The 25,384-nt window shown below is 66.1% G+C and carries 23 protein-coding genes; 10 read left to right on the forward strand and 13 right to left on the reverse strand.

Annotated elements, in window-relative coordinates; all coding sequences use genetic code 11:
• Window positions 1-24 precede the first annotated feature (24 nt).
• Together ACR2MZ_RS01930 and ACR2MZ_RS01935 are read right to left on the reverse strand one after the other, a co-directional pair.
• Window positions 25-1,428 carry a hypothetical protein gene (locus tag ACR2MZ_RS01930; RefSeq protein ID WP_434003394.1) on the reverse strand — a complete coding sequence of 468 codons (1,404 nt, stop codon included), beginning with the start codon at window positions 1,426-1,428 and terminating at the stop codon, window positions 25-27.
• 57 nt (window positions 1,429-1,485) lie between these two features.
• The gene (locus ACR2MZ_RS01935; RefSeq protein ID WP_434003395.1) at window positions 1,486-2,043 is read right to left on the reverse strand and encodes a hypothetical protein; all 558 of its coding nucleotides are present in this window, start codon (window positions 2,041-2,043) and stop codon (window positions 1,486-1,488) included.
• Window positions 2,044-2,190: 147 nt separating this feature from the next.
• Between ACR2MZ_RS01935 and ACR2MZ_RS01940 the strand changes: the two genes are divergently transcribed.
• Window positions 2,191-2,382, forward strand: coding sequence for a Flp family type IVb pilin (locus ACR2MZ_RS01940; protein ID WP_434003396.1), 192 nt, complete (start codon window positions 2,191-2,193; stop codon window positions 2,380-2,382).
• Here ACR2MZ_RS01940 and ACR2MZ_RS01945 read toward each other — a convergent pair.
• Complete coding sequence (locus tag ACR2MZ_RS01945; RefSeq protein WP_434003397.1) at window positions 2,375-3,469, reverse strand: lactonase family protein; 1,095 nt, start codon at window positions 3,467-3,469, stop codon at window positions 2,375-2,377. The two genes, ACR2MZ_RS01940 and ACR2MZ_RS01945, sit on opposite strands and share 8 nt — an antisense overlap.
• 122 nt (window positions 3,470-3,591) lie before the next feature.
• Between ACR2MZ_RS01945 and ACR2MZ_RS01950 the strand changes: the two genes are divergently transcribed.
• The 3 genes from ACR2MZ_RS01950 to ACR2MZ_RS01960 all read left to right on the forward strand — a co-directional run bounded on the left by ACR2MZ_RS01950 (window position 3,592) and on the right by ACR2MZ_RS01960 (window position 7,098).
• Entirely contained in the window at window positions 3,592-5,637 is a 2,046-nt protein-coding gene (locus tag ACR2MZ_RS01950) for an FUSC family protein (protein ID WP_434003398.1), read from the forward strand.
• Between the two features lie 61 nt (window positions 5,638-5,698).
• The gene (locus tag ACR2MZ_RS01955; protein ID WP_434003399.1) at window positions 5,699-6,322 is read left to right on the forward strand and encodes an SGNH/GDSL hydrolase family protein; all 624 of its coding nucleotides are present in this window, start codon (window positions 5,699-5,701) and stop codon (window positions 6,320-6,322) included.
• Window positions 6,319-7,098 carry a tryptophan 2,3-dioxygenase gene (locus ACR2MZ_RS01960; RefSeq protein WP_434003400.1) on the forward strand — a complete coding sequence of 260 codons (780 nt, stop codon included), beginning with the start codon at window positions 6,319-6,321 and terminating at the stop codon, window positions 7,096-7,098. The genes ACR2MZ_RS01955 and ACR2MZ_RS01960 overlap by 4 nt, the downstream gene beginning before the upstream one ends.
• A 273-nt stretch (window positions 7,099-7,371) precedes the next feature.
• On the opposite strand, the gene nrfD is transcribed toward ACR2MZ_RS01960, so the two are convergent.
• From nrfD to ACR2MZ_RS01980, 4 genes are read right to left on the reverse strand one after another with little or no spacing between them, the layout of a single operon-like run.
• Window positions 7,372-8,244, reverse strand: a complete 873-nt coding sequence (gene nrfD / locus ACR2MZ_RS01965) for an NrfD/PsrC family molybdoenzyme membrane anchor subunit (RefSeq protein WP_434003401.1) — start codon at window positions 8,242-8,244, stop codon at window positions 7,372-7,374.
• Window positions 8,241-9,041: a 4Fe-4S dicluster domain-containing protein gene (locus ACR2MZ_RS01970; RefSeq protein ID WP_434003415.1), complete on the reverse strand. Its 801-nt coding sequence runs from the start codon at window positions 9,039-9,041 to the stop codon at window positions 8,241-8,243. The genes nrfD and ACR2MZ_RS01970 overlap by 4 nt, the downstream gene beginning before the upstream one ends.
• A gap of 32 nt (window positions 9,042-9,073) precedes the next feature.
• Window positions 9,074-12,202 (reverse strand): formate dehydrogenase, encoded by a 3,129-nt coding sequence (gene fdh / locus ACR2MZ_RS01975; protein ID WP_434003402.1) that lies wholly within the window; start codon window positions 12,200-12,202, stop codon window positions 9,074-9,076.
• A complete protein-coding gene (locus ACR2MZ_RS01980; protein WP_434003403.1) occupies window positions 12,199-13,470 on the reverse strand; it encodes an L-lactate MFS transporter in 1,272 nt (423 codons plus the stop codon). The genes fdh and ACR2MZ_RS01980 overlap by 4 nt, the downstream gene beginning before the upstream one ends.
• Before the next feature lie 204 nt (window positions 13,471-13,674).
• Here ACR2MZ_RS01980 and ACR2MZ_RS01985 point away from each other — a divergent pair, with 204 nt between their 5' ends.
• Complete coding sequence (locus tag ACR2MZ_RS01985; RefSeq protein WP_434003416.1) at window positions 13,675-14,616, forward strand: sodium:calcium antiporter; 942 nt, start codon at window positions 13,675-13,677, stop codon at window positions 14,614-14,616.
• Between the two features lie 60 nt (window positions 14,617-14,676).
• On the opposite strand, the gene ACR2MZ_RS01990 is transcribed toward ACR2MZ_RS01985, so the two are convergent.
• Window positions 14,677-14,901 (reverse strand): dodecin family protein, encoded by a 225-nt coding sequence (locus ACR2MZ_RS01990; RefSeq protein ID WP_434003404.1) that lies wholly within the window; start codon window positions 14,899-14,901, stop codon window positions 14,677-14,679.
• Between the two features lie 168 nt (window positions 14,902-15,069).
• Between ACR2MZ_RS01990 and ACR2MZ_RS01995 the strand changes: the two genes are divergently transcribed.
• From ACR2MZ_RS01995 to ACR2MZ_RS02010, 4 genes are read left to right on the forward strand one after another with little or no spacing between them, the layout of a single operon-like run.
• Window positions 15,070-16,014: a phosphotransferase family protein gene (locus tag ACR2MZ_RS01995; protein WP_434003405.1), complete on the forward strand. Its 945-nt coding sequence runs from the start codon at window positions 15,070-15,072 to the stop codon at window positions 16,012-16,014.
• A 2-nt stretch (window positions 16,015-16,016) separates the two neighbouring features.
• A complete protein-coding gene (locus ACR2MZ_RS02000; protein WP_434003406.1) occupies window positions 16,017-17,297 on the forward strand; it encodes an acyl-CoA dehydrogenase family protein in 1,281 nt (426 codons plus the stop codon).
• Between the two features lie 46 nt (window positions 17,298-17,343).
• Window positions 17,344-17,991, forward strand: coding sequence for a nitroreductase family protein (locus ACR2MZ_RS02005; protein ID WP_434003407.1), 648 nt, complete (start codon window positions 17,344-17,346; stop codon window positions 17,989-17,991).
• 7 nt (window positions 17,992-17,998) lie between these two features.
• Window positions 17,999-19,117, forward strand: a complete 1,119-nt coding sequence (locus ACR2MZ_RS02010; protein ID WP_434003408.1) for a glycosyltransferase family 4 protein — start codon at window positions 17,999-18,001, stop codon at window positions 19,115-19,117.
• 109 nt (window positions 19,118-19,226) lie between these two features.
• Here ACR2MZ_RS02010 and ACR2MZ_RS02015 read toward each other — a convergent pair whose 3' ends face one another.
• A complete protein-coding gene (locus ACR2MZ_RS02015; RefSeq protein ID WP_434003409.1) occupies window positions 19,227-21,314 on the reverse strand; it encodes an ATP-binding protein in 2,088 nt (695 codons plus the stop codon).
• A gap of 411 nt (window positions 21,315-21,725) precedes the next feature.
• On the opposite strand from ACR2MZ_RS02015, the gene ACR2MZ_RS02020 reads away from it, so the two are divergent.
• Window positions 21,726-21,890: a hypothetical protein gene (locus tag ACR2MZ_RS02020; RefSeq protein ID WP_434003410.1), complete on the forward strand. Its 165-nt coding sequence runs from the start codon at window positions 21,726-21,728 to the stop codon at window positions 21,888-21,890.
• A 15-nt stretch (window positions 21,891-21,905) separates the two neighbouring features.
• Here ACR2MZ_RS02020 and ACR2MZ_RS02025 read toward each other — a convergent pair whose 3' ends face one another.
• The 4 genes from ACR2MZ_RS02025 to ACR2MZ_RS02040 all read right to left on the reverse strand — a co-directional run bounded on the left by ACR2MZ_RS02025 (window position 21,906) and on the right by ACR2MZ_RS02040 (window position 25,081).
• Window positions 21,906-22,628, reverse strand: coding sequence for a hypothetical protein (locus ACR2MZ_RS02025; RefSeq protein WP_434003411.1), 723 nt, complete (start codon window positions 22,626-22,628; stop codon window positions 21,906-21,908).
• A 135-nt stretch (window positions 22,629-22,763) separates the two neighbouring features.
• On the reverse strand, window positions 22,764-23,399 hold the full coding sequence (locus tag ACR2MZ_RS02030; protein ID WP_434003412.1) for a Crp/Fnr family transcriptional regulator: 636 nt from the start codon (window positions 23,397-23,399) through the stop codon (window positions 22,764-22,766).
• Between the two features lie 132 nt (window positions 23,400-23,531).
• A complete protein-coding gene (locus ACR2MZ_RS02035) occupies window positions 23,532-24,188 on the reverse strand; it encodes a response regulator (protein ID WP_434003413.1) in 657 nt (218 codons plus the stop codon).
• Window positions 24,185-25,081, reverse strand: a complete 897-nt coding sequence (locus ACR2MZ_RS02040) for a sensor histidine kinase (RefSeq protein WP_434003414.1) — start codon at window positions 25,079-25,081, stop codon at window positions 24,185-24,187. The genes ACR2MZ_RS02035 and ACR2MZ_RS02040 overlap by 4 nt, the downstream gene beginning before the upstream one ends.
• Window positions 25,082-25,384: the final 303 nt, after the last annotated feature.

A 25,384-nucleotide genomic window follows, 5' to 3' on the forward strand; every position in this document is an offset into this window, starting at 1 on the left:
GGTCCTGGCAAGCAGAAAAGTTAGTCACAATGCGCCGGCCACCGCAGCCCCTCCCCGCGGGCCCCCCCGCTTCTTCGGCTGCGCCGCCTGAGCCGCCTTCGTCCCCGCGCGGCGCCTGGCTTGAGCCGGCCCAAGCACAAGGTAGTAGGTGTTGTACTTGTGGCGGACTCGCACGTCTGAACCGACTGCTTCCAGCCACTTGTGCAGCCGTCGTGCAGCACGGCCCTCCGCCTGATCCAACACCACCTCGACCTCTTGCTCGCGGGCGGCCATCAGCAGCGTCAGGGCGATGCGGTGGGCATAGGTCTTACCCGTCTTCTCATGCCACACCCGGCCGCCTTCGCTGTAGATGTCGCCGAAACGGGCCCTGACCAGTTTGCCCAGCCGCTCGCGCAAGCCCTCCAAACCACTGCTGGTGTCCTGGACCAGGACGCTGGCGTCCAGCTCCTCCAGCCGGCTCCGCTGCCTGACCGAGTTCAGGTCCTTCGAGTAGGCCAGGACCAGGCAGTCACCGAAGGACTCGTAGAGATACGTGATCAGGTCATCCAGGGCGGCAGCCGCTCTGCCCTTCGCCTCGACGTTGACAAGGGTCAGCACTGGCCGGTGGACGAGCAGAATGCGCTCGGCCTCAGCCGCGGTCGCGGCTACCAGCGGCATCAGGTGAAGCAGGCGGACCATACCCTCCAGCACCGCCCGCTGATCGGCGTCGCCGTCGACTATGAGGACCTGGTTGTCGGCTCCCTGCCGCGGCAGCGCGGGAGAGCTGTCCTGGTCGGTCCCGGCTGGCTCGGCTCGCGGCGCGAGGTCGTAGTGCCGGTTCCGGAACGGGCGTACCTGAATCTCCGAACCCACCTCCTCGTCCAACCAGCGGCTGAACCGGCGCACCGCCCGCGCCTCGGTCTCGTCCAGGCGGACGTCACGGTGGAGCTTGGTGGCCACCACGAGGGCCACTGCCACACGGTGCTTGAAGCGCTTTCCGCTGGGCTGATGGTGCACGCGGCCGGAATTGACCACGAGATCGCCCAAGCTCGCCTGAAGCATCTTGCCCAGCCTCTCGATCAGCGCGGCCAGCCCCTCTTTCTTGTCCTGGATCTGGGCGTAGGGATGAATTCGCGCCACCCGCTCTCGCTGCTCGATGCGGTCCACGTGGGCCGAGTAGATGATCGGGGTGCAGGCGCCGAAGTCCTCCAGCAGCCGCTCCAGGACCTGCTCGACCGTATAGCCGGTCTTCTCTGCCAGTGACATGTCGAGGTCGATCACTGCCAGGATGGGCCGGCCCGTGTGAAGTAGGGCCAGCGCTTTGCGGGGGTGCTCGGCGACGAGTGGGAGCAGGCCCGCCTCCCGGATCGCCTGCGCCAGCTGCTGGAGCTGCTCGGGATCGTCCTCCAACACCAGCACCTCCGGCCGGGCGCCGGTGGATTCAGCCATCGAAAGCTGCCTTCGTCGCTTGCGGTGCGTCTGATTTTCGGCTACCACAATCCTCCTCTATGTGTGTTCCCCGACGGGTGCCAGTCTCACGTCTCCCTGGGCCACGCTCACTGCACAGCCGGCGCCCGCACGCTGCACTGTTTGGCGGGCCCTGCGCAAGGTGCGAAAGCGAGGTAGGGCACGGGGATAAGCGGCCATCAATCCCTCCAGGTCGGCTGTCCCTCGCGTGAGATACCCGGCCGGTGTCTTCAGACCGCGGAGAGGGGCGAACTGAAGTCCCAGGACGGGCCCGCTCAATGCCCGGAGTCTCGTCTCCAACTGGGCCCAGGCTGAGAACTGCAGGGTGCCGGGGGGCAACTCGCCCTGCGGCTCACCCAGCCACCAAACCGGCACCGGCAGCTCCTGCACCAGCTCCGTCAGGTCGGCCGGCACATGCGCGGCGCCCCCCACCACGAGCCAGGGCCAGGGATCTGCCTGGTGCCAGGCCGCGGCCAGATCAGTCGGGCGCGTCTGCCGCACGAGCGCAAGCTCCGGGCCGACCAACTCCCTGACGGCGGCCCACAAGTAGGGCCGCTCGGCCACCACCAGTAGGGTGCGGACCACTTCACGCCTCATCTCCCTCTTAGCTTAGACTGTCCCACTCGCCGCTGTCCGCCGTTTGTCCCGGAGGACTGGTGTATAGTCTTCCCCGTCGTCGGTGATTCGCTTGAAGATAAAGGTGCTCAAATGCGGGGGGATCGCGTTCTAGGGAAGCTGTGGGCAATGCCCGGATTGCTCGCTGAATTGATGCTGAGGCCGCTTCCGGTCTCCGATCGCGCCCGTCAGCGCGGGCAGGGCATGGTCGAGTACGGGCTGATCCTGGCTCTGGTGGCTGTGGTGGTGATCGTGGTGCTCACACAGCTTGGCACTGCGATCCAGGGCAAGTTCACTCAGATCGTCGGCGCGCTCAAGTAGACGCCCCGAGCCGGCGGCCGGAGCCGTCGAAGAGCAGGCAGACCGCGCTGGGCGCGGTTGCGGCCTGCCCCAGCTGGCTCAGGTGGCCGCTGCTGCGGTCAATGGCGAAGGACACTATCGCGTCCGCGTCCTGGTTGGCCGCGTAGAGGACGCTGCCCTCGGGCTCGATGGCAAACGACCGCGGATTCTTGCCTCCGCTTGGCCACCAGCCGGCAGGCGTCAGATCACCTCGGTCGGGGTCGACGGCGAATGCCGCGACGCTGTCATGGCCGCGGTTGGAGATGTAGAGGTGTCGGCCCGAAGGATGCAGAGCGATCTCGGCGGCTGTGCTTTCGCCGCTGAAACCAGACGGTAAGCAGGTGACCGTCTGCCGATGGCTGAGGCCGCCGGGCTCCTGAGCCAGGACGTCGACAGTGGAGTCGAGTTCGTTCACGACGTAGATCAGCTGTAGGGCGGGGTGGAAGCAGGCGTGGCGGGGGCCCGAGCCCGGCCTCGCCACCCAGCTGTCCGGGGCGGCCGCTTCCAGTCGACCGGGCGCTTCGATCAGGCGCCAGAGCCGGATGCGATCGCAGCCCAGATCGCACCCGAGCACCAACGAGCTGCCGGGTACCTGGGTCACGAAATGGGCGTGCGGGCCTTCCTGGCGCTTTCGGTCAGGGCCCGATCCGCTCGCCTGCCAGAGGTCGCTGAGCGCCTCCAGACCGCCGTCACTCCGGATGGGCAGAACAGCCCAGCTGCCGCTCACGTAATTGGCGACCAGAACGGAGCTGCCGCTGGCGTCGACGCTCAGGTGTGCCGGCGCCGAGCCGCCGCTCGACTGCTCGGCCAAGAGGCGGAGCCGGCCGTCCTGCGCAACTGCGAACGCGCTGACCGACCCCTGCTCCAGCTCATTGACTGCGTACAGAAAGCGACCGCTGGGATGGAGCGCCAGAAAGGATGGATTGCGCGCCTCGCGGGCAATGCTCACCAGTTCGAGCTGATCCGGCTCCGCTGTTCTGCGAAAAACGCAGATGCCCTCGGCGTGCCCGGAGGGCTGCGTGTTCGCCTCCGTGTAGGCGCCGACGAAGAGGAAGCGGGAAGCGTCCATCGAACCCAGTCTGACCACATCCGTCAGCGCTCGGTCCTTTCGAACCTAGAGCCAGCCCTCGCGGCCGGTGGCTTCGGCGCCTGCCGCCGCTGCCAGGTGGGTTGGTAGAAGGAGTACATGTGATGAGACGCTTCCAGAGGGTCGCCTGGCGGCTGGCCGAGCCACCCAGCTTCCTGTCGCCCTTGGCTGTGCAGTCGCTCAAGGTTGCGCTCGCCTCCGGACTCGTCTGGGCTCTTGGCCAGCCGTTGAATCAGCGGCCCTTCGCGGCCGTGCTGGCTGTGATCATCCTCATGCAGGGACACGCCTACGGCTCGCTTCTCAACGCCGTCCAATTCCTGCTCGGCGTGGCTGCCGGGTTGGCCCTGGGGCTCTTGGCGGAGCACTTCCTGGGCGTCTCGTCGCTGGTGCTGGCCGGGGTCATCTTCATCTGCATGCTGATGGGCGGCTGGCTCAAGGTGTCCCGCCAAGGCTTCAACAACCAGATAGCCGTCTCTGCTCTGCTGGTGCTGGCCTCGGGCCGGGCGGACAACATCGACCGCCTCTGGGAGACGGCGCTGGGCGGCGCTGTGGGGATCGCCGTGGCAGCACTCATCTGGCCGCCCAACCCTGTCCGCGGCCTTCGCCAGGCCTTCCGCCGAGTGAGCGTGGACCTGCGCACCGACGTCCAGCGCACGCTGGAGCTGGCGGGGACGCCCGAGGCTGAGGCCAACCGCAGGCGCGTGCGCGATCACAGCGAGCGGGCGGACGAAGCGGTGTCCGACGTGGGCGAGGCGGAGGACGCCCTGCGCTGGAACCCCTGGCACTTTGGCCGCATCCATGACTTGAGCCGCCTCGAGGATCGTCTCCGGCTGGTCGCCTATCTGTACCGCACGGTCCGAGCGCTGGCGAGGCAGGCGGCCCAGGCCCCTGCCACTGACGACGATTCCGATAGGTGGCGCCAGGCTCGACCGCATCTGCTGGCAGCGGGCGCCGCAGTGGTCGATGCGGTGGAGCGGCGGCTGGGCGGCCGGGAAGTCCGCCACGCCGTAGCGACGGCGCGCCAGGAGGTGGCTCGGTTTGCGGTCGCCGCTCCGCAGGACCTTCACGCGGCTGCGCTCGCCGCGGCGCTGGGCGATCTCCTCAGCGACGTGGAAGGCTGGCGACCGCCGAATCAGGTTCAACCGGATCGCCAGCTGGTGGCGCGGATCCTTCGCCGGCTGGGCGATCGCCGGGCCCGCGAAGTCCCCGCTCCCGTCCGCGCCGAACTGGAGTTTCGAGAGGAGCGCCGAGAAGCCGAGAACCAGGAACTCGGTGCTCCCCTGGACCCAGGCACGCCCGCCGTGCCCCAACTGCGCGAGGTGGTGGACGCGGTCGGGAGCGCAGGCGAGCGCGACCTGGGGGTGCGCGAGATCCCGCTGACCCAAATCAAGGGCGCCGAGACGTACTCACCCGACTTCGATCCCTCCTTCCTTCCCCGCAGCCGCCATCTGCGCCAGCGTTGGGTACAGCTTTACCAGCGGATGGAACGCGGCGACGAGATGCCACCGATCGAGGTTTACCTGGTGGGGAAGTCCTACTTTGTCAGGAAGGGTCACCACCAGGTCTCAGTCGCCCGGCACCTTGGCTGGACGAAGCTGACGGCGAGGGTGGTCGAGCTCAAGACTCGCGTGCCAGTCGCGGACGAGCTGAATGCAGAGGAGCTGCTCAGGGCGGCCGAATACGCCGACTTCCTGGAGAAGACAGGGCTTGACAGGACCCGGCCTCGGGCGCGACTCGATTGCAGCCAGCTGGGCCGCTACGACGTCATCCTCGATCACATCCAGGGTCACCGCTACTTTCTCGCACTGAAGACCGGCCGGGAGGTCCCGCTGAGCGAGGCGGCGGCGAGCTGGTACGACACCGTCTACCGGCCACTGATGGACGTCGTCACTGCCCGTGAGGTCCAACGCCGCCTGCCGGATTGGACGGAGGCCGACATCTATCTGACGCTGACGCGCCTCTGGCTCGACCTGGAGCAGGGAGGTCTACCGGCCGGTCCGGAGGGTGCTGCCAGCGCGCTCCTGGCCGATCCGGGCCTGGTGGCCCGAGAAGCTCGCAGATACGGACGTGGCCGCCAGCGCCGGCGGCCAAGAGCAGCCGGCTGGGGTCGATTGCTGTTCGACGCCGTCAAATCCGGTCACCGCCGCTGAAGGCCGCCGTCAGGGGCTTGGCCGCCTAGGTTGCTCTAACCATCCCTATTGTGGAGCGGGCATGCCGGCCCGAGATGCACTCACTTACCTCGCTCTGGGCGATTCCTACACGATTGGCACCGGCGCCACCACGACCGCCCGCGCCTTCCCCGCGCTGCTGGTGCCCAGGCTGGAGGCCAAACTGCGCTCTCCGGTGCGACTCACCAACCCGGCGGTCAACGGCTATACGACAGTCGACCTGATCCGGGAGGAGCTGCCGTTGCTGCGCTCGCGACCGGATCTGGTGAGCGTCCTGATAGGTGCCAACGACGTGGTCCAGGGCTGGCCGCTCGCCCGCTATCGCGACAACCTGACAGCCATCTACGAAGCGGTGCTCAGGGCGGGCGTGCCAGGCCGGGCGGTTCTGGCAGTTTCAGTTCCAGACTGGTCATCGACGCCGGCTGCCGGGCAGTTCGGCGCTCCTGCGGTGATTCGTGCACAGCTGGACGCTGTCAACGCTGTGGCGCGCCAGGAGGCCGAAGAGCGTGGCATGCTCTTTGCCGACGTGGTTCCCATCAGTCGACGCTCTGAGGCTGGCTGGCTCTCTGACGACGGTCTGCACCCCAGCGAGGCGCAGTACGCCGCCTGGGCGCAGGCGATCTGGGCAGCTCAGGGTGAGCGCTGGGCCGCGGCCGTGGCGCGATGAGCGGGCTGCCTCCTGAGAGTCGCGCCGCCAGCGGCGGCGGACCCAGCTTCGGTGAGGAGGACCGCCGGCTCAGCTACGGCAGCTATCTCAAGATCGCTGAACTGCTTCAGCTCCAGCAGCCGCTGACTGACGCGCACGACGAGCTGCTCTTCATCACCATCCATCAGGCCTATGAGCTGTGGTTCAAGCTGATCCTCTACGAGTTGGAGGGGGCCCGGCAGGCGATGCAGGCGGGCGACTGCCTGACCAGCCAGTGGCGGCTCAGGCGCGTGACGGTCATCGAGAGTCTGCTCATCCATCAGGTCGATGTGCTGGACACCATGGCGCCGCAGGACTTCCTCCAGTTTCGCCACCGCCTGGCGCCCGCCAGCGGTTTCCAGTCTGTCCAGTTCCGGGAGATCGAGTTCCTTTCGGGCTTGAAGGATCCGGCCTATCTGCGGCGGTTGGAGACTGACAGCGGGGAGAGAGCGCGCCTGGAGCGCCGCTTGGCGGAGCCGTCTCTGGCGGATGCGTTTGCCGCCCTGCTGAAGGCGAGCGGTTCCAGCATCGAGAGCCTCTTCAACGATCACTCCCGCCGGGACCTCTTCCAGCTTTCCGAATCGCTGCTGGAGCACGATCAGACCTTCAGCCTCTGGCGGGCGCGGCACGTGCAGATGGTCGAGCGCCAGATCGGCAGTAAGACAGGTACCGGCGGCTCGACCGGCTCCAGCTACCTGCGCTCACGTCTCGACAAACGCTTCTTCCCCGAGCTCTGGGCCGCCCGCTCGCGCCTGTAGACCCAGCGGCCAGTAGTCTGCCCAGCCATGGATAGGTTGCCTCCTGAGTGGCCAGTCAGTGCTGGGAACGGCCCAGTACACAGACGTCTTGCTGGCCTGCTTGGGCATCCTGCTGACCACTGTCTACGGGGTGGGCATGCTTTCCGCCCCACCCGGCAGTGGCTGCGGATGGGCCCTGACTCCATCGCCGTCCTCGCCCTCGTCGGCTTGGGCGTGGCTGCCCTTGTGGCAGTAAGCGGCGGCCAGTTTTAAACCGCCAGGAAGTCAGGACTGTTAGCCCCGGACTGTGCCTCCGTCGGCGGTGGCTCGGGCCGAGCTGGGGCCGGCCCTCAGGACTGCAAACCGCTCGGCCAGCGAGCCCGCCAGGAGCAGCACTCCCGCGGCCATCGCCACCGGCCGCCTGCCGCCCAGAGTCATCAGCGCCGCGCCCGCGCCTGTCAACGCGCGCGCCGCCTGGGCCGGTCGCGCCGCCGCGCCCTCGTGGTAGTGGCGGGCGTCGGGGCCCAGCCGCCGCTCCATCGCAAACGCCGCGCCGAGCTCCAGCAGCGCCCCGAAGATCGCCGCCAGGCGAGCCGGTCGTGAATGCTGAGAGGGGGTGAGGATCGCGCCCGCCGCGCCCGCGCTGGCGGTGGCGCTGCCGGCGAAAACGAAGGGGAGGTGATGGCGCGCGTGATGCCAGACCGGAACCGACGTATCAGCCAGCAGCACAGCTGTGTACGTCGCCAGCGGCAGCCCCAGCAGCGCGGCTGCGCCTTCGGCCACCCGGCCGAGGGTGGCAAAGATGCCGCCCAGCAGTTCACCCGCGGCCGCCGCGGCGGTAACCCCACCGAACGCGGTGAGAACCCACGTGCCCATGCTCATGGGAGAGGTCGGCTTCAGGACGCGCAGCATGTTGTAGAAACGCTCGGGTCTGCCCAGATCGACTATGAGCAGCGGCGGGCACGGCAGCAGCGCCGCAAAGGCTGTGAACCAGGCGCTCCGCGCCAGACGGTCGTTCCCGGAAAGCCGGGCCGCAAAGCCGAGCACCGCCGAAATTCCGGCCAGCCCGCCCAGCCAGAAGTAAACGGCCACCTCCGGCTTCCAGACGGGTTCCTTCAGGACCGGGCGGCCGTAGTAGCCCCCCTCAGCGGTTGTCTGCGCTGTCAACGGCGGCCGCTTGCCGCCGCTGCGCCCACGCCGGCGAGAGCGACCGCGGCCGCCGCGGCCGCCGCCAGCCACATGCCCCCAAGGCGCTTGGTGGGCGTGATCGGACGTTCGGGGTAGCGGTACTTGGCCGGCTCATCGAGGAGCAGGAAGAACGCGCCGGCGCCGCCGATCTCATTGTCTGATTGGTCAGCCAGGTAAAGCCGCGCCGAGTCAACCCCCTCTTGGTGCAGCACGTCCAAGCGACGCTGCGCTCGCTCCCGCAGAGCGGGCAGCGGGCCGAACTGGATCGACTTGGTGGGGCAGGCCTGGGCGCAAGCCGGCTCGTCCCCCCCTTTGAGCCGGTCGTAGCACATCGTGCACTTCTGGGCAACGTGCGTCTCAGCCGGCTGATCGACCACGCCCTCGCGTCGGGTCAGCACGCCGAATGGGCAGGCGGGAATGCAGTAGCCGCAGCCGTTGCAGACATCGGCCTGCACGACCACCGTGTCGAACTCGGTCCTGAAGATGGCGCCGGTGGGGCAGACGTCCAGGCAGGCGGCGTGCTTGCAGTGCTTGCAGACATCGGAGTTCATGAGCCAGGCGACTCCGCCGTCGCGCTTCTGCTCGAAGAAGCTCACGTGCCGCCAGCTGTTGGCGGACAGCTCGCCTGTGTTGTCATAGGAGCTGTTCAGGTAGCGGATGTCGTCCACCGGCACGTTGTTCCACTGCTTGCAGGCGACTTCACAGGCCTTGCAGCCTATGCAGATGGAGCTGTCGGTGAAGAAGCCCACCTCGTCCCCCGCTACCGGCTGGACCAAGACCTCGCCGGGATAGGGCGGCGGGCCGCTGCTTACGGCCACTTCGGTCGCTCCGCCGCCCGGATGTCGCAGGTGGCCGCCTTCACCTCCTGGATGTGCACGTTGGGATCGAGCACTATGGGGAACGCGTCGTTGGCCGAGTCGCCGCGCGTGAGGCCGCGCTGGCCCCAGTGGTAGGGCAGGCCCACCTGATGGAGGGTCTTGCCGGCCACCTGCAGCGGCGCTATGCGATCGGTCACCATGACCCGGGCATGGATCCGGCCGCGGGCAGTGATGATCGCCGCGTAGCCGCCCTGCTCCAGGCCCCGAAGCTCGGCCAGCTCGGGGCTGATCTCGCAGAAGAATTCAGGCTGGAGCTCGCTCAGCACAGGCACGTTGCGGCTCATGGCGCCGGCCGTGTGATGCTCGGTCAGGCGATAGGTGGTCATTACAAACGGGTACTTCTCCGGGTCCTCGTTGTAAGGGTTGAGCGGATGGTTGTAGATCTCCCGCATCGGGTTCGCCTCCTGCTCGTAGAGGCGGTTGCGGACGGGTGACTCGTGCGGCTCGTAGTGCGGCGGCAGCGGGGCGTCCAGGACCGCGGAGGGCGCGTAAAGCCAACCGCGGCCATCCCCCTGCATGATGAAGGGCGCGTCGCCGGACAGCGCGGCGTCGCCACTGGCGCCCTCGCCCGGCTGGTATTGGGGCTCCTTGGTGCGGTTGAAGTCGGGCACGTCATCGCCCTGCCACTCAGCCCGCTCGGCGTCCCACCAGACATAGCGCTTGCGCTCGCTCCAGGGGTTTCCGGCCGGGTCTGCTGACGCTCGGTTGTAAAGCTGACGGCGGTTGGCCGGCCAGGCCCAGGCCCACTCCGGTGCCACCCAGGATTGCTCGCTGCCCGGCTTCTTCCGCGCGGCTTGGTTCACGCCGTCGGCATAGATCCCTGAGTAGATCCAGCAGCCGCATGCCGTGGAGCCGTCGGCTTTCAGCTCGGCGAAGCCGCTCAGCGGGCGCCCTCTCTGATCCCAGCCGTTGATCTCCCGCAGAACAGCCTCGGCGCTGGGCTCGGCCTTTGGACCTGACGCTCCGTAGTCCCAGGTCAGCTCCAGAATTCCCCGATCGCGCGGGTCCTTGGCAGCGGCCAGCTTCTCGCGGATGACGCGGCCCAGGTGGTAGTAGAACCACAGCTCGCTGCGGCAGTCTCCGGGCGGCTCGATCGCCTGGTGGTGCCACTGCACCAGCCGCTGCGTGTTGGTGAAGCTGCCGCTCTTCTCCGTGTGGGCAGCCGCCGGCAGGAAGAAAACCTCAGTCTTGCAGTCCTCAGGCCGAGTTTGGCCGCCGGCCACCTCCGGCCCGTCCTGCCAGAAGGTGGCGCTCTCGATCAGGAACAGATCCCGCACCACGAGCCAGTCCAGCTGCGCCATCGCGGCCCGCTGCAGCTTGCCGTTGGCGGAGCCGACCGCGGGGTTCTCACCAGGCAGGAAGTAGCCCTTGACGTTGCCCTCCAGCATTGCGATGGCCGTGCGATAGGTCGAGTGGTCCTTGTCAATGCGCGGCAGGCGGCCGTAGTTCATGTCGTTCTCGGGCGTGGCCGCCTCGCCCCAGTACGCCTTCAGAAGGCTGATCAGGTAGCTGTCCAGTCTGGCCCAGCCACCGCCGCTCTTCACGTGGCCGTCGAGATAGGTCTGGAGGTCTTGATCCTCGGCGTGCGGCATTGGGATGTAGCCAGGCAGCAGGTCGTAGAGGGTCGGGATGTCGGTCGAGCCCTGGATGCTGGCGTGTCCGCGCAGCGCCATGATGCCGCCGCCAGGCCGGCCAATGTTGCCCAGCAGGAGCTGGATGATCGCGGCAGTGCGGATGAGCTGGACGCCGACTGTGTGCTGGGTCCAGCCGACCGAATAAACGATGGCCGACGTGCGCTCACGCCCTGAGTTGGCGCAGAGCAGCTCGGCCACCTGGACGAAGCGCTCCCGGGGGACACCCGTCAGCTCCTCCACCATCTCCGGCGTGTAGCGGCTGAAGTGCCGCTTCAGCAGCTGGAAGACGCAGCGCGGATGCTGCAGCGTCTCGTCTCGCTCGGGCTCGGCGTCGGCCAGACCGCCGCCCAGGCCGCCGCTGGGCTCCGCCTTGGCGGCACTGCCCTGGCCCTCCGGGGCTGAATTGGCCTTGGCCATTCCCGCAAACTGCCAGCTCGCGGTGTCGTAGCCCTCCTTGGCAGGATCCCAGCCGCTGAACAGGCCATCCAGGTCCTCGGTGTCGCGGAACTTCTCGCCCACAATGTTGGCCGCGTTCGTGTAGGGCAGGACATAGTCCTTGAACCAGCTGTCGGTCTCCAGGATGTGGTGGACTATGCCGCCCAGGAAGGCGATGTCGCTGCCGGCCCGAATGGGCACATGGAAGCTGGCGTTGGCGCTGGTTCGCGTGAACCGAGGATCGACGTGAATCACGGGCGCGCCCTTGAGCTTCGCCTCCATGACCCACTGGAAGCCGACGGGGTGATTCTCCGCCATGTTCGACCCCATCACGAGGATGCAGTCGGAGTGCTGGAGATCCTGGAGGAAGGTGGTGGCGCCGCCCCTACCGAAGCTTGTCCCCAGACCGGGGACAGTGGCGCTGTGTCATATGCGGGCCTGGTTTTCGACCTGGACGATGCCGAGCGCTGTGAAGAGCTTCTTGATCAGGTAGTTCTCTTCGTTGTCAAGGGTGGCGCCGCCCAGGCTGGCGACGCCGAGGGTGCGGTTGAGAGAGCGGCCGTCGGCATCATGGTCCTGCCAGCCCTCCGCCCGCGCGGTGATCACTCGATCCGCGATCATGTCGACAGCTCGCTCGAGGGACAGGTCCTCCCACTCAGTCCCGTACGGCCGCCTGTATCTCACCCTGTACTCGCGTAGGGGTGACTGAACCAGGTTGCGGCTGGCGGCGCCCTTGGGACAGAGCCGGCCGCGTGAGATGGGGCTGTCCGGGTCGCCCTCGATCTGCGTGACGACCTCGTTCTGGACATAGACTCGCTGCCCACAGCCGACAGCGCAGAACGGACAGATGGACTGCACGACGCGGTCAGCCTGGTGGGTGCGGGGTTGCAGCTCGATCGTGCGCTGGGAGCGCGCCGCCTCGCCCCGGCCGGTGCGATCGCGACCGGTCAGCTGGCGGGCGGCCGGCCAGCGCGCAAGCGGGTTCCTCATACCGCCGGCTCGGGGGCGGTGAGCACCTCCTGCGCTTGAGCGCGCGGCGGTCGGATGATGAGCGGCACCACCGCCGAGATCAGCATCACCGCCGCGATGACGTACATGGCTGTGGAGTAGTGGCCGGTTCGATCGCGCACCTGGGCGATGAGAATCGGTCCGACGATCCCGCCCACACCCCAGGCGGTCAGCATCAGACCGTAGATCGAACCGGCGAAGCGGGGCCCGAAGTAGTCGGCGGCGAAGGCGGGCATGGTCCCGAAGCCCCCGCCGTAGCAGAGCGCAATCACGCACGCCAGGACCGCGAAGAACAGGTAGCTGACTGCCAGTGGCAGCACGAAGAAGATCACCGCTTGAAGCAGGAACATGGTGAGGAAGACATAGCGGCGGCCGATGTAGTCGGAGATCGTGGCCCAGACGACCCGGCCGGCGCCGTTGAAGATGGAGATCAGACCCACCAGCCCGGCCGCGACCAGGGCTGTGGTGCCGGTCACCTCCTGCGCGATGGGCGCCGCCTGCGAGATGAGCATGATGCCGGCTGACACGTTCAGCGCCAGCATCAGCCAGAGGCAGTACCACTGCCAGCGCCCCAACGCCTGGCCGATGGTGAAGTCTTTACCCGCCCGCTGTGTCTTCTGCACCTCTGACGGCTGCCAGCCGGCGGGCGCGTAGCCGGCCGGGGCGGCGCGATAGAACTGGGCAGCCACCACCACCACGAGTAGATAGACAATCCCCAGGCTCAGAAAGGTGGTGGGCACGCCGCTGCTCTTTATCAGCTGGGTGGCGACAGGAGCGGTGATGAGCGCGCCGGCGCCGAAGCCGCCCACGGCGAGGCCCGTGATGAGTCCCCGCCGGTCGGGAAACCACTTGACAAGCGTGGCCACTGGCACTATGTAGCCCAGTCCCAGACCGAGGCCGCCGATGACGCCATAGAAGAGATAGAGGACCGGCAGGTTGCGGGCGCCCAAAGACGCCCCGATCACGCCGATTCCGTAGACGATGCCGGCGATCGTCCCCATGAGACGTGGGCCCACCCGGTCAAGCAGGAAGCCGCCGATGGTGGAGCCGATGCCGAGGAAGAAGATGGCGAGCGTGAAGGTCAGGCTGACCTGGGTGGTGCTCCAGTGATTCAGATCCTTCAGCGGCTTGACAAAGACGCTCCAGGCGTAGACGGCACCCAGCGCCAGCTGCATGACGATGGCCGCCCCGGCGATGATCCAGCGCCGGCTGTCGAGACTTGAGTCGGTGCGCGCCGTAGCGAGTGTCATGCTGCCGAGCGTACGAGCGGCCATCGGGAAAGGCAATCGAACGAAAGCTGAGAAAGCCGCTTGACATGCGACCAGGAAGGCGGCGGATGTCCCGAGCAGCCGGACGCTGGCTCCCAACTGGTCACCAGAATCACTGAGGTCCGACACTAGCGAGCGCCGCTCCGGCCCACGCGTCCGGTTTCAGCCTTAGGAGGTCCCGCCCTGATCCAGAACCTCGCCCTCTCGGTCGGGGCCTTCGTGCTCGGAGTGGTGGTGGTGATCTGGGCGACCGAGCGACTCCTGGAGGGCATGGTCGGTCTCGCTTCGCTGCTGCGCCTGGCTCCCTTCGCGATCGCTGGGATCTTCTCCGGACTGGAGGCGGAGAATGTGGCAGTGGGCGTTGTCGCGGCCCACGCGGATGCCGCTGACATCGCTCTGGGGACTGTGTTCGGCGGTGGGATCTTCGTCGCCTGTGTGGCGCTGGGCCTGGGGGCGGTTCTGTTTCCCCTTCGAGTCGACCTACCAAGGGGAGTCGTGCTGGTCCTGGCAGCGTCCCCCCTGGTCGCCGGCCTGGCGCTGATTGGCGACAGGACTTCGAGGATCGCCGGAGCCGTACTGCTGGTCGCCTTTGCATTGGCCCTCGGCTACCTGGTCAACGCCTCTCGCACGCATCTGTTCCTGGCCGCTGGGGAAGCGCTTGAAGGCGCCGAGAAGTCGAGGCAGTGGTGGGTTCCCGCACTCCTCACGCTGGTCGGGATCGGCGTCATCGCGCTCGGCGCCGAGCTGGTCACGTTCGGCGCCGAACGGATGATCAGCATCTACTCTGTGCCGGCTGCCCTGGTGGGGATGATCGTGACGCCAGCGGCGATCGAGCTAGAGGAGGTGATCCGCCAGGCCATCCCGGCCAAGGAGGGCCGGCCAGACATCAGCGCCGGCAATCTGGTGGGAACAGTCCTCTACTTCGTGCTCTTCAACCTGGGTCTCATCGCGGTCGTGGCTCCAGTGCGGGTCTCCTCACTGACGCGCTCGCTTGACTGGCCATTCCTCGTCGCCGCGACCTGGCTGGCCGCGGTTTTCCTCTGGCGGGGAGGTGTCAGCCGGCTCCAGGGCGGTGTACTGCTGCTGCTCTACGCCGCTTATGTGGCCGCCCACCTCTGGCTCAGGTGAGGCGTCGATGGGCCGCTCAAGGAGGTGAGGCTGCGGGGGAACCTACGTTCCCCCGATCGCCTAGCCCTCGAGTACGAAAGTAATTAGCAGGTTGACCTGGTAGGCAGTCACGCGGCCATTGCTGACCTCCACCTTCTGCTCTTTGACCCAGGCTGAGCTCACGTTTCGAAGCGTCTGCGAAGCCCGCTGCACAGCTGTCTGGATGGCGTCGTCGAAGCTCTTTTCCGACCGTGCCGCGATCTCGGTGACTCGGGCCACACTGCCCCCGCCGGTGGACTGGTTCATGGTTCGACCTCCCTGCTGCGCGCCCACACGTGGGTGGCGGGCGCCTTAGCGCTCAGTCTGCAACATCCGCGGCCGGCCTGCTGCCATGACCTTCCCAGGCTGCACCTCGGCTCACCCACCAGAGTGTATTGACAGAGCCCTGCGGGTGAGCCTTAGTGTGCTGAACGGATGACCATCCAGCATGACCTCGAACGGGCACTCGGTCGGCGGGTGCTGGCGGTCGACCTCGTCCCGGAGGGTCACTCGGGGTTCACGTACCGGACTCACCTGGAAGGCGGTCAGCAGGGGATCCTCCGGCTGCCGCCGCCTGGTGCCCGGATCGCCGGTCCCGCCGACATCCCGCGCCAGGGCCGCATCATGCAGGCGCTCAGCGGCGGGGGTCTGCCCGTGCCGGAAGTTATCGCGATGAGTGAGGAGTCCATCATCGACGGCCGCCCCTTCGTACTCATGGCTGCCGTCGACGGGGAGCGCATCGAGAAGGTGGCCGGCCTGATGTCCGACGAGGAGGTTGCGCTGTCCGGGATCGAGGCCCTCCAGAGGATTCACGCGCTGCCGCTGGAGATGACTGGCATCGGCGACGACCATGCGGTGACGCCGGACGAGGAGGTGACCCGTTGGGTGTGGCTGATGAAGCGAGCGCCCGAGCAGCTGACCCGGCGGGCACCGACACTTGCCGCCCTTCTCTCGGCCAACCTCCCGCCAGTTGCTCAGCCTACCTTGGTCCACGGCGACTATCACTTCGGCAACATGCTGTTCAGGGACAGGCGAGTGGTGGCGATTCTCGACTGGGAGATAGCCGAGGTGGGACAGCCGCTGCTGGATCTCGCCTGCTTGTCGTTGGCCGCCCGCACCGGACGGGCAGGCGCCGGTGTGCCAGGTGGTGGCCAGGTCGACGTCGCCGACGATCTGCTCCTCAACTGGTACGGCGCAGATGCGGCAGGATACTGGTGGTATCTCGCGCTGACGTACTACAAGTACGCAGCCATATTTGGCTATAACCTGATGCTTCACCGCCGCGGCAAGCGGCTCGATCCGATGTATGAGAGCCGAACGGAGACGATAGTTGAGTTCATCGATGAGGGAATCCGTCTGCTTCAAGAAGGAAGCGTCTGAAATTGGCCTGGGACTTCGAAACCGAACCAGAATTCCAAGTGAAGCTGGACTGGATGCGGACCTTCATGAAGGAGGAGGTCTGGCCTCTCGAGGTTCTCGTCGACCAGCTCCCGGAGGACCGCTTCTGGGCCCTGGTGGGCAAACTTCAGGCTGAGGTCAAACGGCGCGGCCTGTGGGCTACCCACCTGCCCCACGAGCTGGGCGGTCAGGGCATGGGTCAGCTCAAGCTCGGGCTCATGCATGAGATCGAGGGCAGCTCGTTCTGGGGCCCCATGGTTTTCGGCAACAACGCGCCTGACACCGGCAACTCGGAGGTTCTGGCGCTCTTCGGGACACCGAAGCAGAAGGAGCAGTGGCTCTACCCGCTGCTCGACCAGAAGATCTATTCAGGCTTCTCGATGAGCGAGCCGGAGAACGCCGGGTCCGACCCCGTGAACCTGTCGACAACCGCGATCCTCGACGGCGACGAATGGGTCATAAACGGACACAAGTGGTTCACCACCAATGGGCTCGTCGCGTCCGTTCTGATAGTGATGGTGGTGACCGACCCCGAAGCAGGACCGTTTGAGCGCGCGTCGATGCTGCTGGTCCCGACCGATACGCGGGGCGTGGACCTGGCCCGGAACATCCCGACGATGGGCGATCCCGAGCCGTTTGGCTTCGGGCACACCGAGGTCTACTATCGGGATGTTCGCGTTCCCCGGGACAACCTGATCGGGAATCGCGGCGAGGGGTTCAAGATCGCGCAGCACAGGCTTGGGCCCGGACGCATCCACCACTGTATGCGGTGGCTCGGCCAGTCTCGGCGAGCCTTCGACATCATGTGTGAACGCGCGCTCCAGCGGGAGGCGTTCGGAGGCCCTCTGGCCTCGAAGCAAACCATCCAGAACTTCCTCGCTGACTCCGCGGCGGAGATGGAGGCGGCGCGCCTCATGACCCTGCACGCCGCCTGGAAGATGGACAGGTTTGGTCAGCAGGCGGCGCGGCAGGAGATCGGCATGATCAAGTTCTTTGGAGCGGCGGTCCTGCACAGGGTGATCGATCGTGCGATCCAGACCTGCGGAGGCCTCGGTTACTCGGGCGACCTTCCCTTGGAGGCGATGTACCGTCACGCTCGCGCCGCTCGCATCTACGACGGCGTCGACGAAGTGCACAGGCAGACTGTCGCGCGGCTCGTCCTCAAGGACTACGAGAAACCGCCTGGACTGTTCCCCTCCGACCACATCCCGACCCGGCGCACCGCGGCGAGGGCTCGCTTCGCGGATCTCCTCGACGATGAGTAATCGCCCGTGGGAGAGTCCGAAGGAAACGGATAGGACCATTAGCTCGATGAGCAATCCCAGCCTTTCCGCCGACCAGGTTCTGACGACGACCCGGGCCGTCCGCAAACGGCTCGACTTCGAGCGCCCGGTTCCCCGCCAGCTGCTCCTCGAGTGCCTGGAGATCGCCGTCCAGGCGCCGACCGGTTCCAACCGCCAGGGCTGGCAGTTCGTGTTCGTCTCCGATCCGGCGAAGAAGAAGGTCATCGCCGACTATTACGGCCGATCGTTCGACGCCTACGCGAGCCAGCCCGGGCCAACCTACCCGGATGGGGACGTCAGGGCCAAGCGCGGTGACGCGGTCAGGACATCGTCGCAATACCTGCGCGAGCGGATGCACGAAGCCCCGTGGCTGCTGATCCCGTGCATCATGGGCCGCCCGCCGGAGGGAGCGCCGACGGCCGTTCAGGCGAGTCTCTACGGCTCGGTCCTGCCGGCGTTCTGGAGTTTCATGCTCGCCGCGCGAACGCGCGGCTTGGGCACTGCCTGGACCACGCTGCACCTCCCGTTCGAGCGCGAGGTCGCCGACCTGCTCAATATCCCCTTCGACCGCGTCACCCAGACCGGGTTGACCCCTGTGGCCTTCTACACCGGCATGGGCTTCAAACCGGCGCCTCGGATCCCGCTCGATGCCATCACTCACTGGGAGAGCTGGTAGCCAAGGAATGGGCAGACTGCGCATCGCTATCGTCGCACCGCCCTGGATACCGGTGCCGCCGCGCGGATACGGCGGCATCGAGCTGGTGGTCGACCTGCTCGGGCGGGAGCTGCTGCACCGCGGGCATGACCTCACTGTCTTCGCGTGCCAGGGCTCGGATCCCGAGTTGAACGTTGTAGCTATGGCCGACGACGACTGGTTCAATGACCTTGGCACGCCCGACCAGCGGGTCCGGGAGGCCACGTACCTGCGACGGGTCTACCAGTTCCTGAAGGGCGATCAATTCGACGTAGTTCACGAGCACACGGAGTACCCCGGCATCATGCTCGCCCACACCCTCGGCGTCCCGTTCCCAGCCGTCGCCACCATGCACGGCAGGATCGGCCCCAAGGAGTATGACTTTCTCCGCGAGGTGGACCGGGAGATTGGGCTCGTGGCGATCAGCGAGGCACAGAAGGTGGGAAGCGAAGACATCCGCTGGGACGCGGTGGTGCACAACGCGGTCGACGCTCAGTCGCTGCGTTTTTCGGCCCACAAGGACGACTTCCTGCTCCAGCTGGCTCGGATTACTCCCGACAAGGGGCAGCACGTCGCAATTGAGGTTGCCCGCCAGGCGAACCTACCACTCGTCCTCGCGGGCAAGGTCGACCCCGACCTGCGCTCGCGTGAGTACTTCGCCACCAAGATCGAGCCCTACCTTGGTGATCGCGTGACGTGGATCCAAAACGTGGTCGGCGAGGAGAAGAAGGACCTTCTCGCCCGGGCCCGGGCCATGCTCTTTCCCATTGTCTGGGACGAGCCTTTCGGTCTCGCCATGGTCGAGGCCATGGCATCCGGAACACCTGTGCTGGCGTTTCCGCGCGGTGCGGCTCGCGAGCTGGTCGAGCCTGGCGTCACGGGTTTCTTGGGGGACACCGCAGAAGAGCTGGCGCAGCTGGTTGGGCGCCTTGGTGAGATCGATCCGGAGGGGTGCCGGGCAAGCGTCGCCGAGCGCTTCAACGTGGGCCGCATGGCAGACGGCTATGAGGCCGTCTACGAGCTTGCGATGACTGGCTACGCTGAACCCTTTCGGCCAGGTCACACCATGAGAATGAGTGGTCTACGGCGCGGCGAGCCTTCCCGGTAATTGTCCTCGCCACATGCCACCGGCCAACGGTGCAGGATCAGCCTGGCCCCCACCGACGTCGCTGACCGCCCCTGTATCTCTGCGCCAGCCTCGAAGCAGCTACGACGCGTCAACCGGACGACAATGGACCCGATCCGCCACCGGAGGGCATATTCGAGAAGCTGCCGACACCTTCCGCGAGAGCGAAAGCGTCGTCGATCGCCAGCAGTTCTCCCTCCCTCTCCAGCCCTTCGGCTCTTTCCGGCATTCGCAAGCGAATCGGCGCCAACCACCGGGCCTCCCGTTTCTGCGAAACCGGGGAGGGAAGTACATCTAACACCCTACGCAGCCGACGGACAGCCCCAGCCAATCGCAGGGCTGTCTCCGCTTGGCCACTCTCAGCTGCCAGCCACGCCAAAGCCTCCAGACATAGGGCGACAGTGGTCTGATCACCCAACGCCGAAGCCAGTCGGACGCCTTCCAAGGCGCACGTCTGAGCGGCTTCGCGGTCGCCCCGACAAAGGTAGTTGACGGCGAGCTCCGCGCGAAAAGCAGCCTCGGGACCACCGTTCTGGAGGTTATGGTGAATCTCAATGGTCTCTTCCAGCAGCCTGCGTCCTTCCTCCAGCGCACCGTTCTCGGTCTGGAGCACGCCGAAATTGCCGAGCAGGATCGCCAGAGCACGTTGGTTGCCAATCTCGCGGAAGACTGCCAAGCTCTCCTCATAGTATTGGCGTGCCTCCTCGAAGGCCTCCCGATGCATGGCGAACACCGCCAGGTTATTTAGACACCGCCCGATCTCCTGCCGGTCGTCGAGCTTACGACTGATGTCCAGGCTGCGCTCGGTCGCAGCGATCGCGGCAGCGTAATCGCGCTGTGGCAACGCCAGCCGGCCGACGCAGCGGAGGGCGTCAGCCCGCGCGGCTGTGATTTCGGCGCCGTCTACGAGAGCGTCAGCTATTCGCTGGCGGCCTTCGCTGAAGCGCCCGCGAACGAGCCAGAACCAAGTGAGTCCGCCACACAATCGCAGGCAGGCCTCGATATCGTTGCTCCGCGCCCAATCGAGGCCCGCTATGAAGTTGTCATAGTCGCGCTCCAACCGCTCTATCCAGGGCGCTTCGGTTGGCCCACCCTCATCACGCGCCGAGTTGGCGGCCAGTGCTAGGTAATGGTCGAGATGACTCCGGCGCACCAATCCTACCTGGCCTGATGCCACCAGTCGCTCACGAGCGAAATCGCGAAGCGTTTCCAGCATTACGTAGCGCACGTGTTCTCGTTCCTCGCGGACCACCACCAGTGATTTGGTCACGATTCGCTGCAGGACTCCGATAATCTCTCGGGGCTCGAGTGGGTCGCCACCACACACAGCCTCCACACTCTCGAGCCCGAAACTGCCACTGAAGACGCTGAGCCGGTGAAACAGCGTCCGCTCCCGCTCGTCAAGCAGCTGATAACTCCAATCGATGGCCGCCCGGAGCGTCTGGTGTCGAGCGAGGGCGGTACGCCGGCCGCCGCCAGACAAGAGCGTGAACCGGTCCTCGAGCCGGGTCAGCACCTCGGCTGGCGACATAACGGCCACCCTTGCGGCTGCCAACTCAATGGCCAAGGGCAGACCGTCGAGCCGACTGCAGAGGGCGCCGATCGCTGCCAAGCCGCGTTCGCCTGGGGTGAAGCCAGGTCGCGCCGAGCGAGCCCTCTCGATAAAGAGCTGGGCTGCCTCCGAGCGGAGGACGCCCCCAGACGTTGAGCCACCGACAATTTCAACCGACAGAGGCGTTACGGGGAATACGACCTCTCTTCCGATGTTGAGGGCCTCACGGCTGGTGGCCAACACCTTCAACTCCGGGCATGTGGCCCCAAGCCGCTCCACAAGCCGCGCCGTCGCGTCCACCAGATGCTCGCAATTGTCAAGGATGAGCAGCGTCCGCCGCTCGTGAAGCGCTTCCTGCAGCGTCTTTAGTGGCGGGTGCGTCGACTCCTCGCGGAGTCCGAGCGCTGCCATCACCACTTGAACCAGAAGCTGCGGGTCGCGCAGGGGAGCCAGGTCGATGAACCAGGTGCCCCCCGCGTACTGTTCTCGCAGGTCCCTCGCGACTTTCAGGGCCAGGCGCGTCTTGCCGGTACCCGCCGGACCAACAAGGGAGACGACTGCCGCCCGCACAAGGACCCGCTTCAAATAGGCGACCTCCCGGCGGCGTCCGACGAACGAACTGGTCAACTCTGGGAGGTTGTGGCTGGAGGCGCCCAGCGAATGCAGTGGCCGGAACCGGGATGGCAAGCCTTTCATTACCAGTTGAAAGACTCTTTCCGGTTCGGGAACGTCACGCAGGCTGTGCTCGCCAAGGTCTCGAAGCCCGATGCCGTCAGGAAGGGTGCCAGAGGCGAGACTCGCAGCGGTCGACGACAGGAGGACTTGGCCGCCGTGCGCGCACGAGCGCAGCCGAGCGCAGCGATTCGCCGAAGGTCCACGGTAGTCCGGTCCACCTTCACCGTCGTGGATCGCCATGCGCACGCGAAGGCGCGTGCGTTCGGGCCACGACTGGTGGCGTAGGTGCCACTGGATCGAAGCCGCGCATTCCACCGCGGGCCGTATGCGGTCGAACACAGCGAAGTAGCTGTCACCCTCTCCATGGCTCGTCAACACGCTTCCTCCGAAGCGCTCGACCTCCGCAGCGACGAGGCGATCGTGCAGTTGAAGAGCGACGCGCATACGCTCAGGGCGCCGCTGCCAGTGGCTCGCGGACCCTTCGATGTCAGTCAGAAGGAAAACTACACGGCCTGGGGTCGACTGTGACACGGCACTCCTCGATCAGGGGGACGATTGAGGAGGGCCGGGTAGGATTTCGGAGCCAACAGGGCGGAACATGGTCAGACCGTTGTTCTGAAAGGGGTCCCCTTCCAGCGCCGGCAGTGACCTCAGCTTGCCAGAATCAGCTGGGTCGGGCGTCCTACCCACCCAGCCATTCTTGGCCGAGTCGTACACACTGACTATGCCGCCGGACAGCGGGAAGTAGCGCTTTTCCAAGCGTCCCAGATGGTCCAGTGGCCTCGGTCGATGCTCAGAATAGAACGCCGGGTAGACGAAATTCGAGACCTCCACCCCATCGATCGTGTAGAAGCTCGTCTGGCACGGATCGCAGGCTTCGAGGCTATAGAGGTGAAGCTCCCCGTGACTCCTATGTTCGTATGACGCGGCGCAGAGATATGGGTTACACAACATTTCAACCAGTTCATGGCTAGCGGTGCGCGTCCAAGCCGCCCCGGCCGGAGCAGTGTAAACATAGGCCACCGGCACCCACCCCTCACCGACTTTCTCGTTGGTGTAGTGTCCGAACTCCCCGTGGGGATCTCCTTTCGGCCTGTCGTCGAGAAGTAAGAGCCGCCACCAACGCTGGGGCAGGTCAGCTTCGGGGCCGAAGTAATGGATTTGAGCATCCATCCCCCAAGCCGGCTGGAAGTCTCGGGTGACCTGGGTCTGCAACGCTTCGACCAGCCGCAGCGCCTCGCTGGCGCGCTTGCTTGATTGATTCACGACGGCTACCCGGATTACAGAGTCCATGTTCAAGTCCACGCGCGCCAGTCAGTTGATGACCAAAGTGTTATGTGGTGTGGGAGTTAGTCTATCCCTGAGCTACGGTGTCTGGTTGCCCATTCGAGCACAAGCCAATCAGTCGTCGATCTGGGCGCGTCGGCGAAGCCCTCCAGGGTCGACGATGGTGACCCGCCGCCGCTTCAGAGAGACAACCCCGCGACCCTCCTCCTCGCGGAGGACCCGGTTCACGGTTGCCCTGGCAGCTCCGGTCAGGCCGGCCAGGTCGTCCTGGCTGAGCGGGATCACCGTGCCGGGCGCCGAGCCGCCGTAGAGGGCAGCCAGTTCCATCCGGGCCTCGACCGGCACGTGCAGCGCTTCCCGCAGATGCTGGGACAACCGCAGCACGCGTCTCACCAGCAGCTGGATGAGGATCTCACTCACCTCTGGACTCTGCAGACGTAACCTCTGGAAGTCCTCCCGGCCGACCCTCAGTGTTTCGGTCGCCTCCAAGGCCCGAATGGTCGCTGAGCGTTTGGCCTGGGTCGAGAGCAGTGCCAGTTCGCCGAAGAGGTCCCCCTCCCCCATGATCGAGAACGTGAGCTGCTGACCGGACCGGCTGTTGACCAGGCTTGCCACTCGACCCTTGAGGATCACGTGAACGCTGTCAGCGGGGTCGCCCTCGTGCATGATGGCTTCTCCGGCCGGATATCGGTGACGGCGCGCGAGGCCGAAGACACGCTGAAGGTCGCCTGGGCTTAGGTTCTCCGGCACTTCTCCTGTTCTGCCCGCCGGAGGTCATTATTGTCGATTCTCGCGGGATCCTCGCGTCAATGTCGAAGGCTGGGTCCTCGGTTCGCGCGGCCAGGCACTTCGCGGCCGGGAAGGCTGCGCAACGCCTGAGGTTTAGAGGTCGATCAGGCCCTTGCGAACCGCATAGAGGACGGCCTGGGCGCGGTCGAAGATGTGCAGCTTCTCGTACATGTTGCTGACGTGATTGCGCACAGTCTTTTCGCTGATTCGCAGCTTGTAGGCGATCTGCTTGTTGGCCATACCACTCGCCAGCAGCTGCAGGACCTCGATCTCTCGCGGGGTCAGCCCATCGTAGAACTCGTTGCGGGTGCTGGTACCGGTCAGCATGTCGAGCACCCGCGCCGCCACGCTGCTGGCCATCACCCGCTCGCCAGCCATCACGGCCAGGATGCTGGAGACGATGGCGTCCGCCCGCGAGTCCTTGAGCACGTAGCCCGAAGCCCCGGCCTGCAACGCGTGAAGGATGCTGGACTCCGTGTCGAAGGTGGTGAGGATCAGCACCTTCACGTCCGGATTGGCGGCGACGATGCGCCGGGTGGCCTCGATGCCGTCCAGCTCCGGCATCTTTACATCCATCAGGATCACATCGGGCTTGAGTGAGGAAATCAGATCTATGGCGGCCAGTCCGTTGCCGGCCTGGCCGACAACCTGGATCCGAGAATCCTCACCCAGCAGCAGGGCGAGCCCGCTGCGAAACAGTGTCTGATCGTCGACGACGACCACCTTCACGGTCTCGGTGCTGACACTCATATCAGCTTGTCCTTCGGAATCACTACTGCAAGTTCGGTGCCGCGGGAGGGTATGGGTGTGATGGACAAATCGCCTCCAAGTAGCAGTGCGCGTTCCCTCATGCCGAGCATGCCCAGCCCCATCTCGTCCGCCAGGCCACCTCGGAAGCCCTGCCCATCATCGATGACGCTCACCACTGCCAGGTCGCCATCCGTGATCTGGAAGGAAATCTCGACCAGCTTCGCGCCGCTGTGCAGGCGGACATTGTTGAGTGCCTCCACCAGCATCCGGTAAAGGTTGATCGCAGCCATGATCGCCATGCGCACCGGCCAGCGCGGCGCGACGGACAGCCGGGTGAGGATGCCCGTTTGGGCCTGGAACCGGTCGAGCAGTCGGCGGACCCGGTCCGGCAGGTCGTGGCCTACGTCCTCATCGCCCCGCAACTCATGAAGGATGGCCCGGATGTTGCCGAGCACCTCGCGGGTCGCGTCCTGGTAGTAGGTCACCTCCGCGACCACGCGCTCGCTTCCCAACTCGCCAGCCTTGAAGTTCTCCATCTCGACCAGCATCGTCGTCAGTGTCTGAGCGACTCGATCGTGGAGCTCACGAGCGAGATCTTGCTTGACGCGCAGTTCCGTCGACTGGAGTTCTCCTCGGCTCGCTTCGTCGTCACGACCAAGTGGCTCTAGCGTCACCACTTGTGTGGGCGCTCCCAAGGCGGCTGCAAACGATGAATCGACCACGTCTGGGCGCGTTTGCCCAGGCAGTGGCTCGCCGCCGGCGACAGCGCCGACCAACTCCATCGGGACCTCATCGCCGGCCGGTCCGGCATTGCCGACCTCGAGATCGATCGCCGTTTCATAGCCAAGCACGACCGCCACCTGGTTGCGCTCGAGTTCTGCAGTTGTACCCATCGCTCCCTCTCTTACCTGACGATTGTTCAGTGACCATGTGCCACCTAATGGCTGAGCCTAGGCGGCGGGGTGCGAAGGCGTCCGACGCCTGGGCGACACACGGAATGTCACCCTGCTGACAGTTCCCCACCAGGCCGGCCCCCGCCTGGCATCCTTGGGGCAGTGAGCAGGCGCAGGAGGCAAGTGGCGGCCCGGCAGGAGGTCGCGGGGGATCTCCGCCAGTCAGTCCGCGAGCTCTGCCGCCGCTTTCCGGAGAGCTACTGGTCGGACCTCGACAGCAAAGGGGCCTATCCAGAGGAATTC

It is taken from the genome of Candidatus Dormiibacter sp. (assembly GCF_050999135.1).
In the GTDB taxonomy this organism is placed as follows: domain Bacteria; phylum Chloroflexota; class Dormibacteria; order Dormibacterales; family Dormibacteraceae; genus Dormiibacter; species Dormiibacter spiritus.

Coding starts and splice junctions, on each gene's coding strand:
- ACR2MZ_RS01960 (WP_434003400.1), top strand. CDS start 6,319: ATGAGCGGGCTGCCTCCTGAGAGTCGCGCCGCCAGCGGCGGCGGACCC.
- ACR2MZ_RS02040 (WP_434003414.1), bottom strand. CDS start 25,081: ATGGGTACAACTGCAGAACTCGAGCGCAACCAGGTGGCGGTCGTGCTT.
- ACR2MZ_RS01955 (WP_434003399.1), top strand. CDS start 5,699: ATGCCGGCCCGAGATGCACTCACTTACCTCGCTCTGGGCGATTCCTAC.
- ACR2MZ_RS01935 (WP_434003395.1), bottom strand. CDS start 2,043: ATGAGGCGTGAAGTGGTCCGCACCCTACTGGTGGTGGCCGAGCGGCCC.
- ACR2MZ_RS01980 (WP_434003403.1), bottom strand. CDS start 13,470: ATGACACTCGCTACGGCGCGCACCGACTCAAGTCTCGACAGCCGGCGC.
- ACR2MZ_RS01990 (WP_434003404.1), bottom strand. CDS start 14,901: ATGAACCAGTCCACCGGCGGGGGCAGTGTGGCCCGAGTCACCGAGATC.
- ACR2MZ_RS02010 (WP_434003408.1), top strand. CDS start 17,999: ATGGGCAGACTGCGCATCGCTATCGTCGCACCGCCCTGGATACCGGTG.
- ACR2MZ_RS01930 (WP_434003394.1), bottom strand. CDS start 1,428: ATGGCTGAATCCACCGGCGCCCGGCCGGAGGTGCTGGTGTTGGAGGAC.
- ACR2MZ_RS01950 (WP_434003398.1), top strand. CDS start 3,592: ATGAGACGCTTCCAGAGGGTCGCCTGGCGGCTGGCCGAGCCACCCAGC.
- ACR2MZ_RS02020 (WP_434003410.1), top strand. CDS start 21,726: ATGGCTCGTCAACACGCTTCCTCCGAAGCGCTCGACCTCCGCAGCGAC.
- ACR2MZ_RS02035 (WP_434003413.1), bottom strand. CDS start 24,188: ATGAGTGTCAGCACCGAGACCGTGAAGGTGGTCGTCGTCGACGATCAG.
- ACR2MZ_RS01945 (WP_434003397.1), bottom strand. CDS start 3,469: ATGGACGCTTCCCGCTTCCTCTTCGTCGGCGCCTACACGGAGGCGAAC.
- ACR2MZ_RS01995 (WP_434003405.1), top strand. CDS start 15,070: ATGACCATCCAGCATGACCTCGAACGGGCACTCGGTCGGCGGGTGCTG.
- ACR2MZ_RS01940 (WP_434003396.1), top strand. CDS start 2,191: ATGCCCGGATTGCTCGCTGAATTGATGCTGAGGCCGCTTCCGGTCTCC.
- ACR2MZ_RS02005 (WP_434003407.1), top strand. CDS start 17,344: ATGAGCAATCCCAGCCTTTCCGCCGACCAGGTTCTGACGACGACCCGG.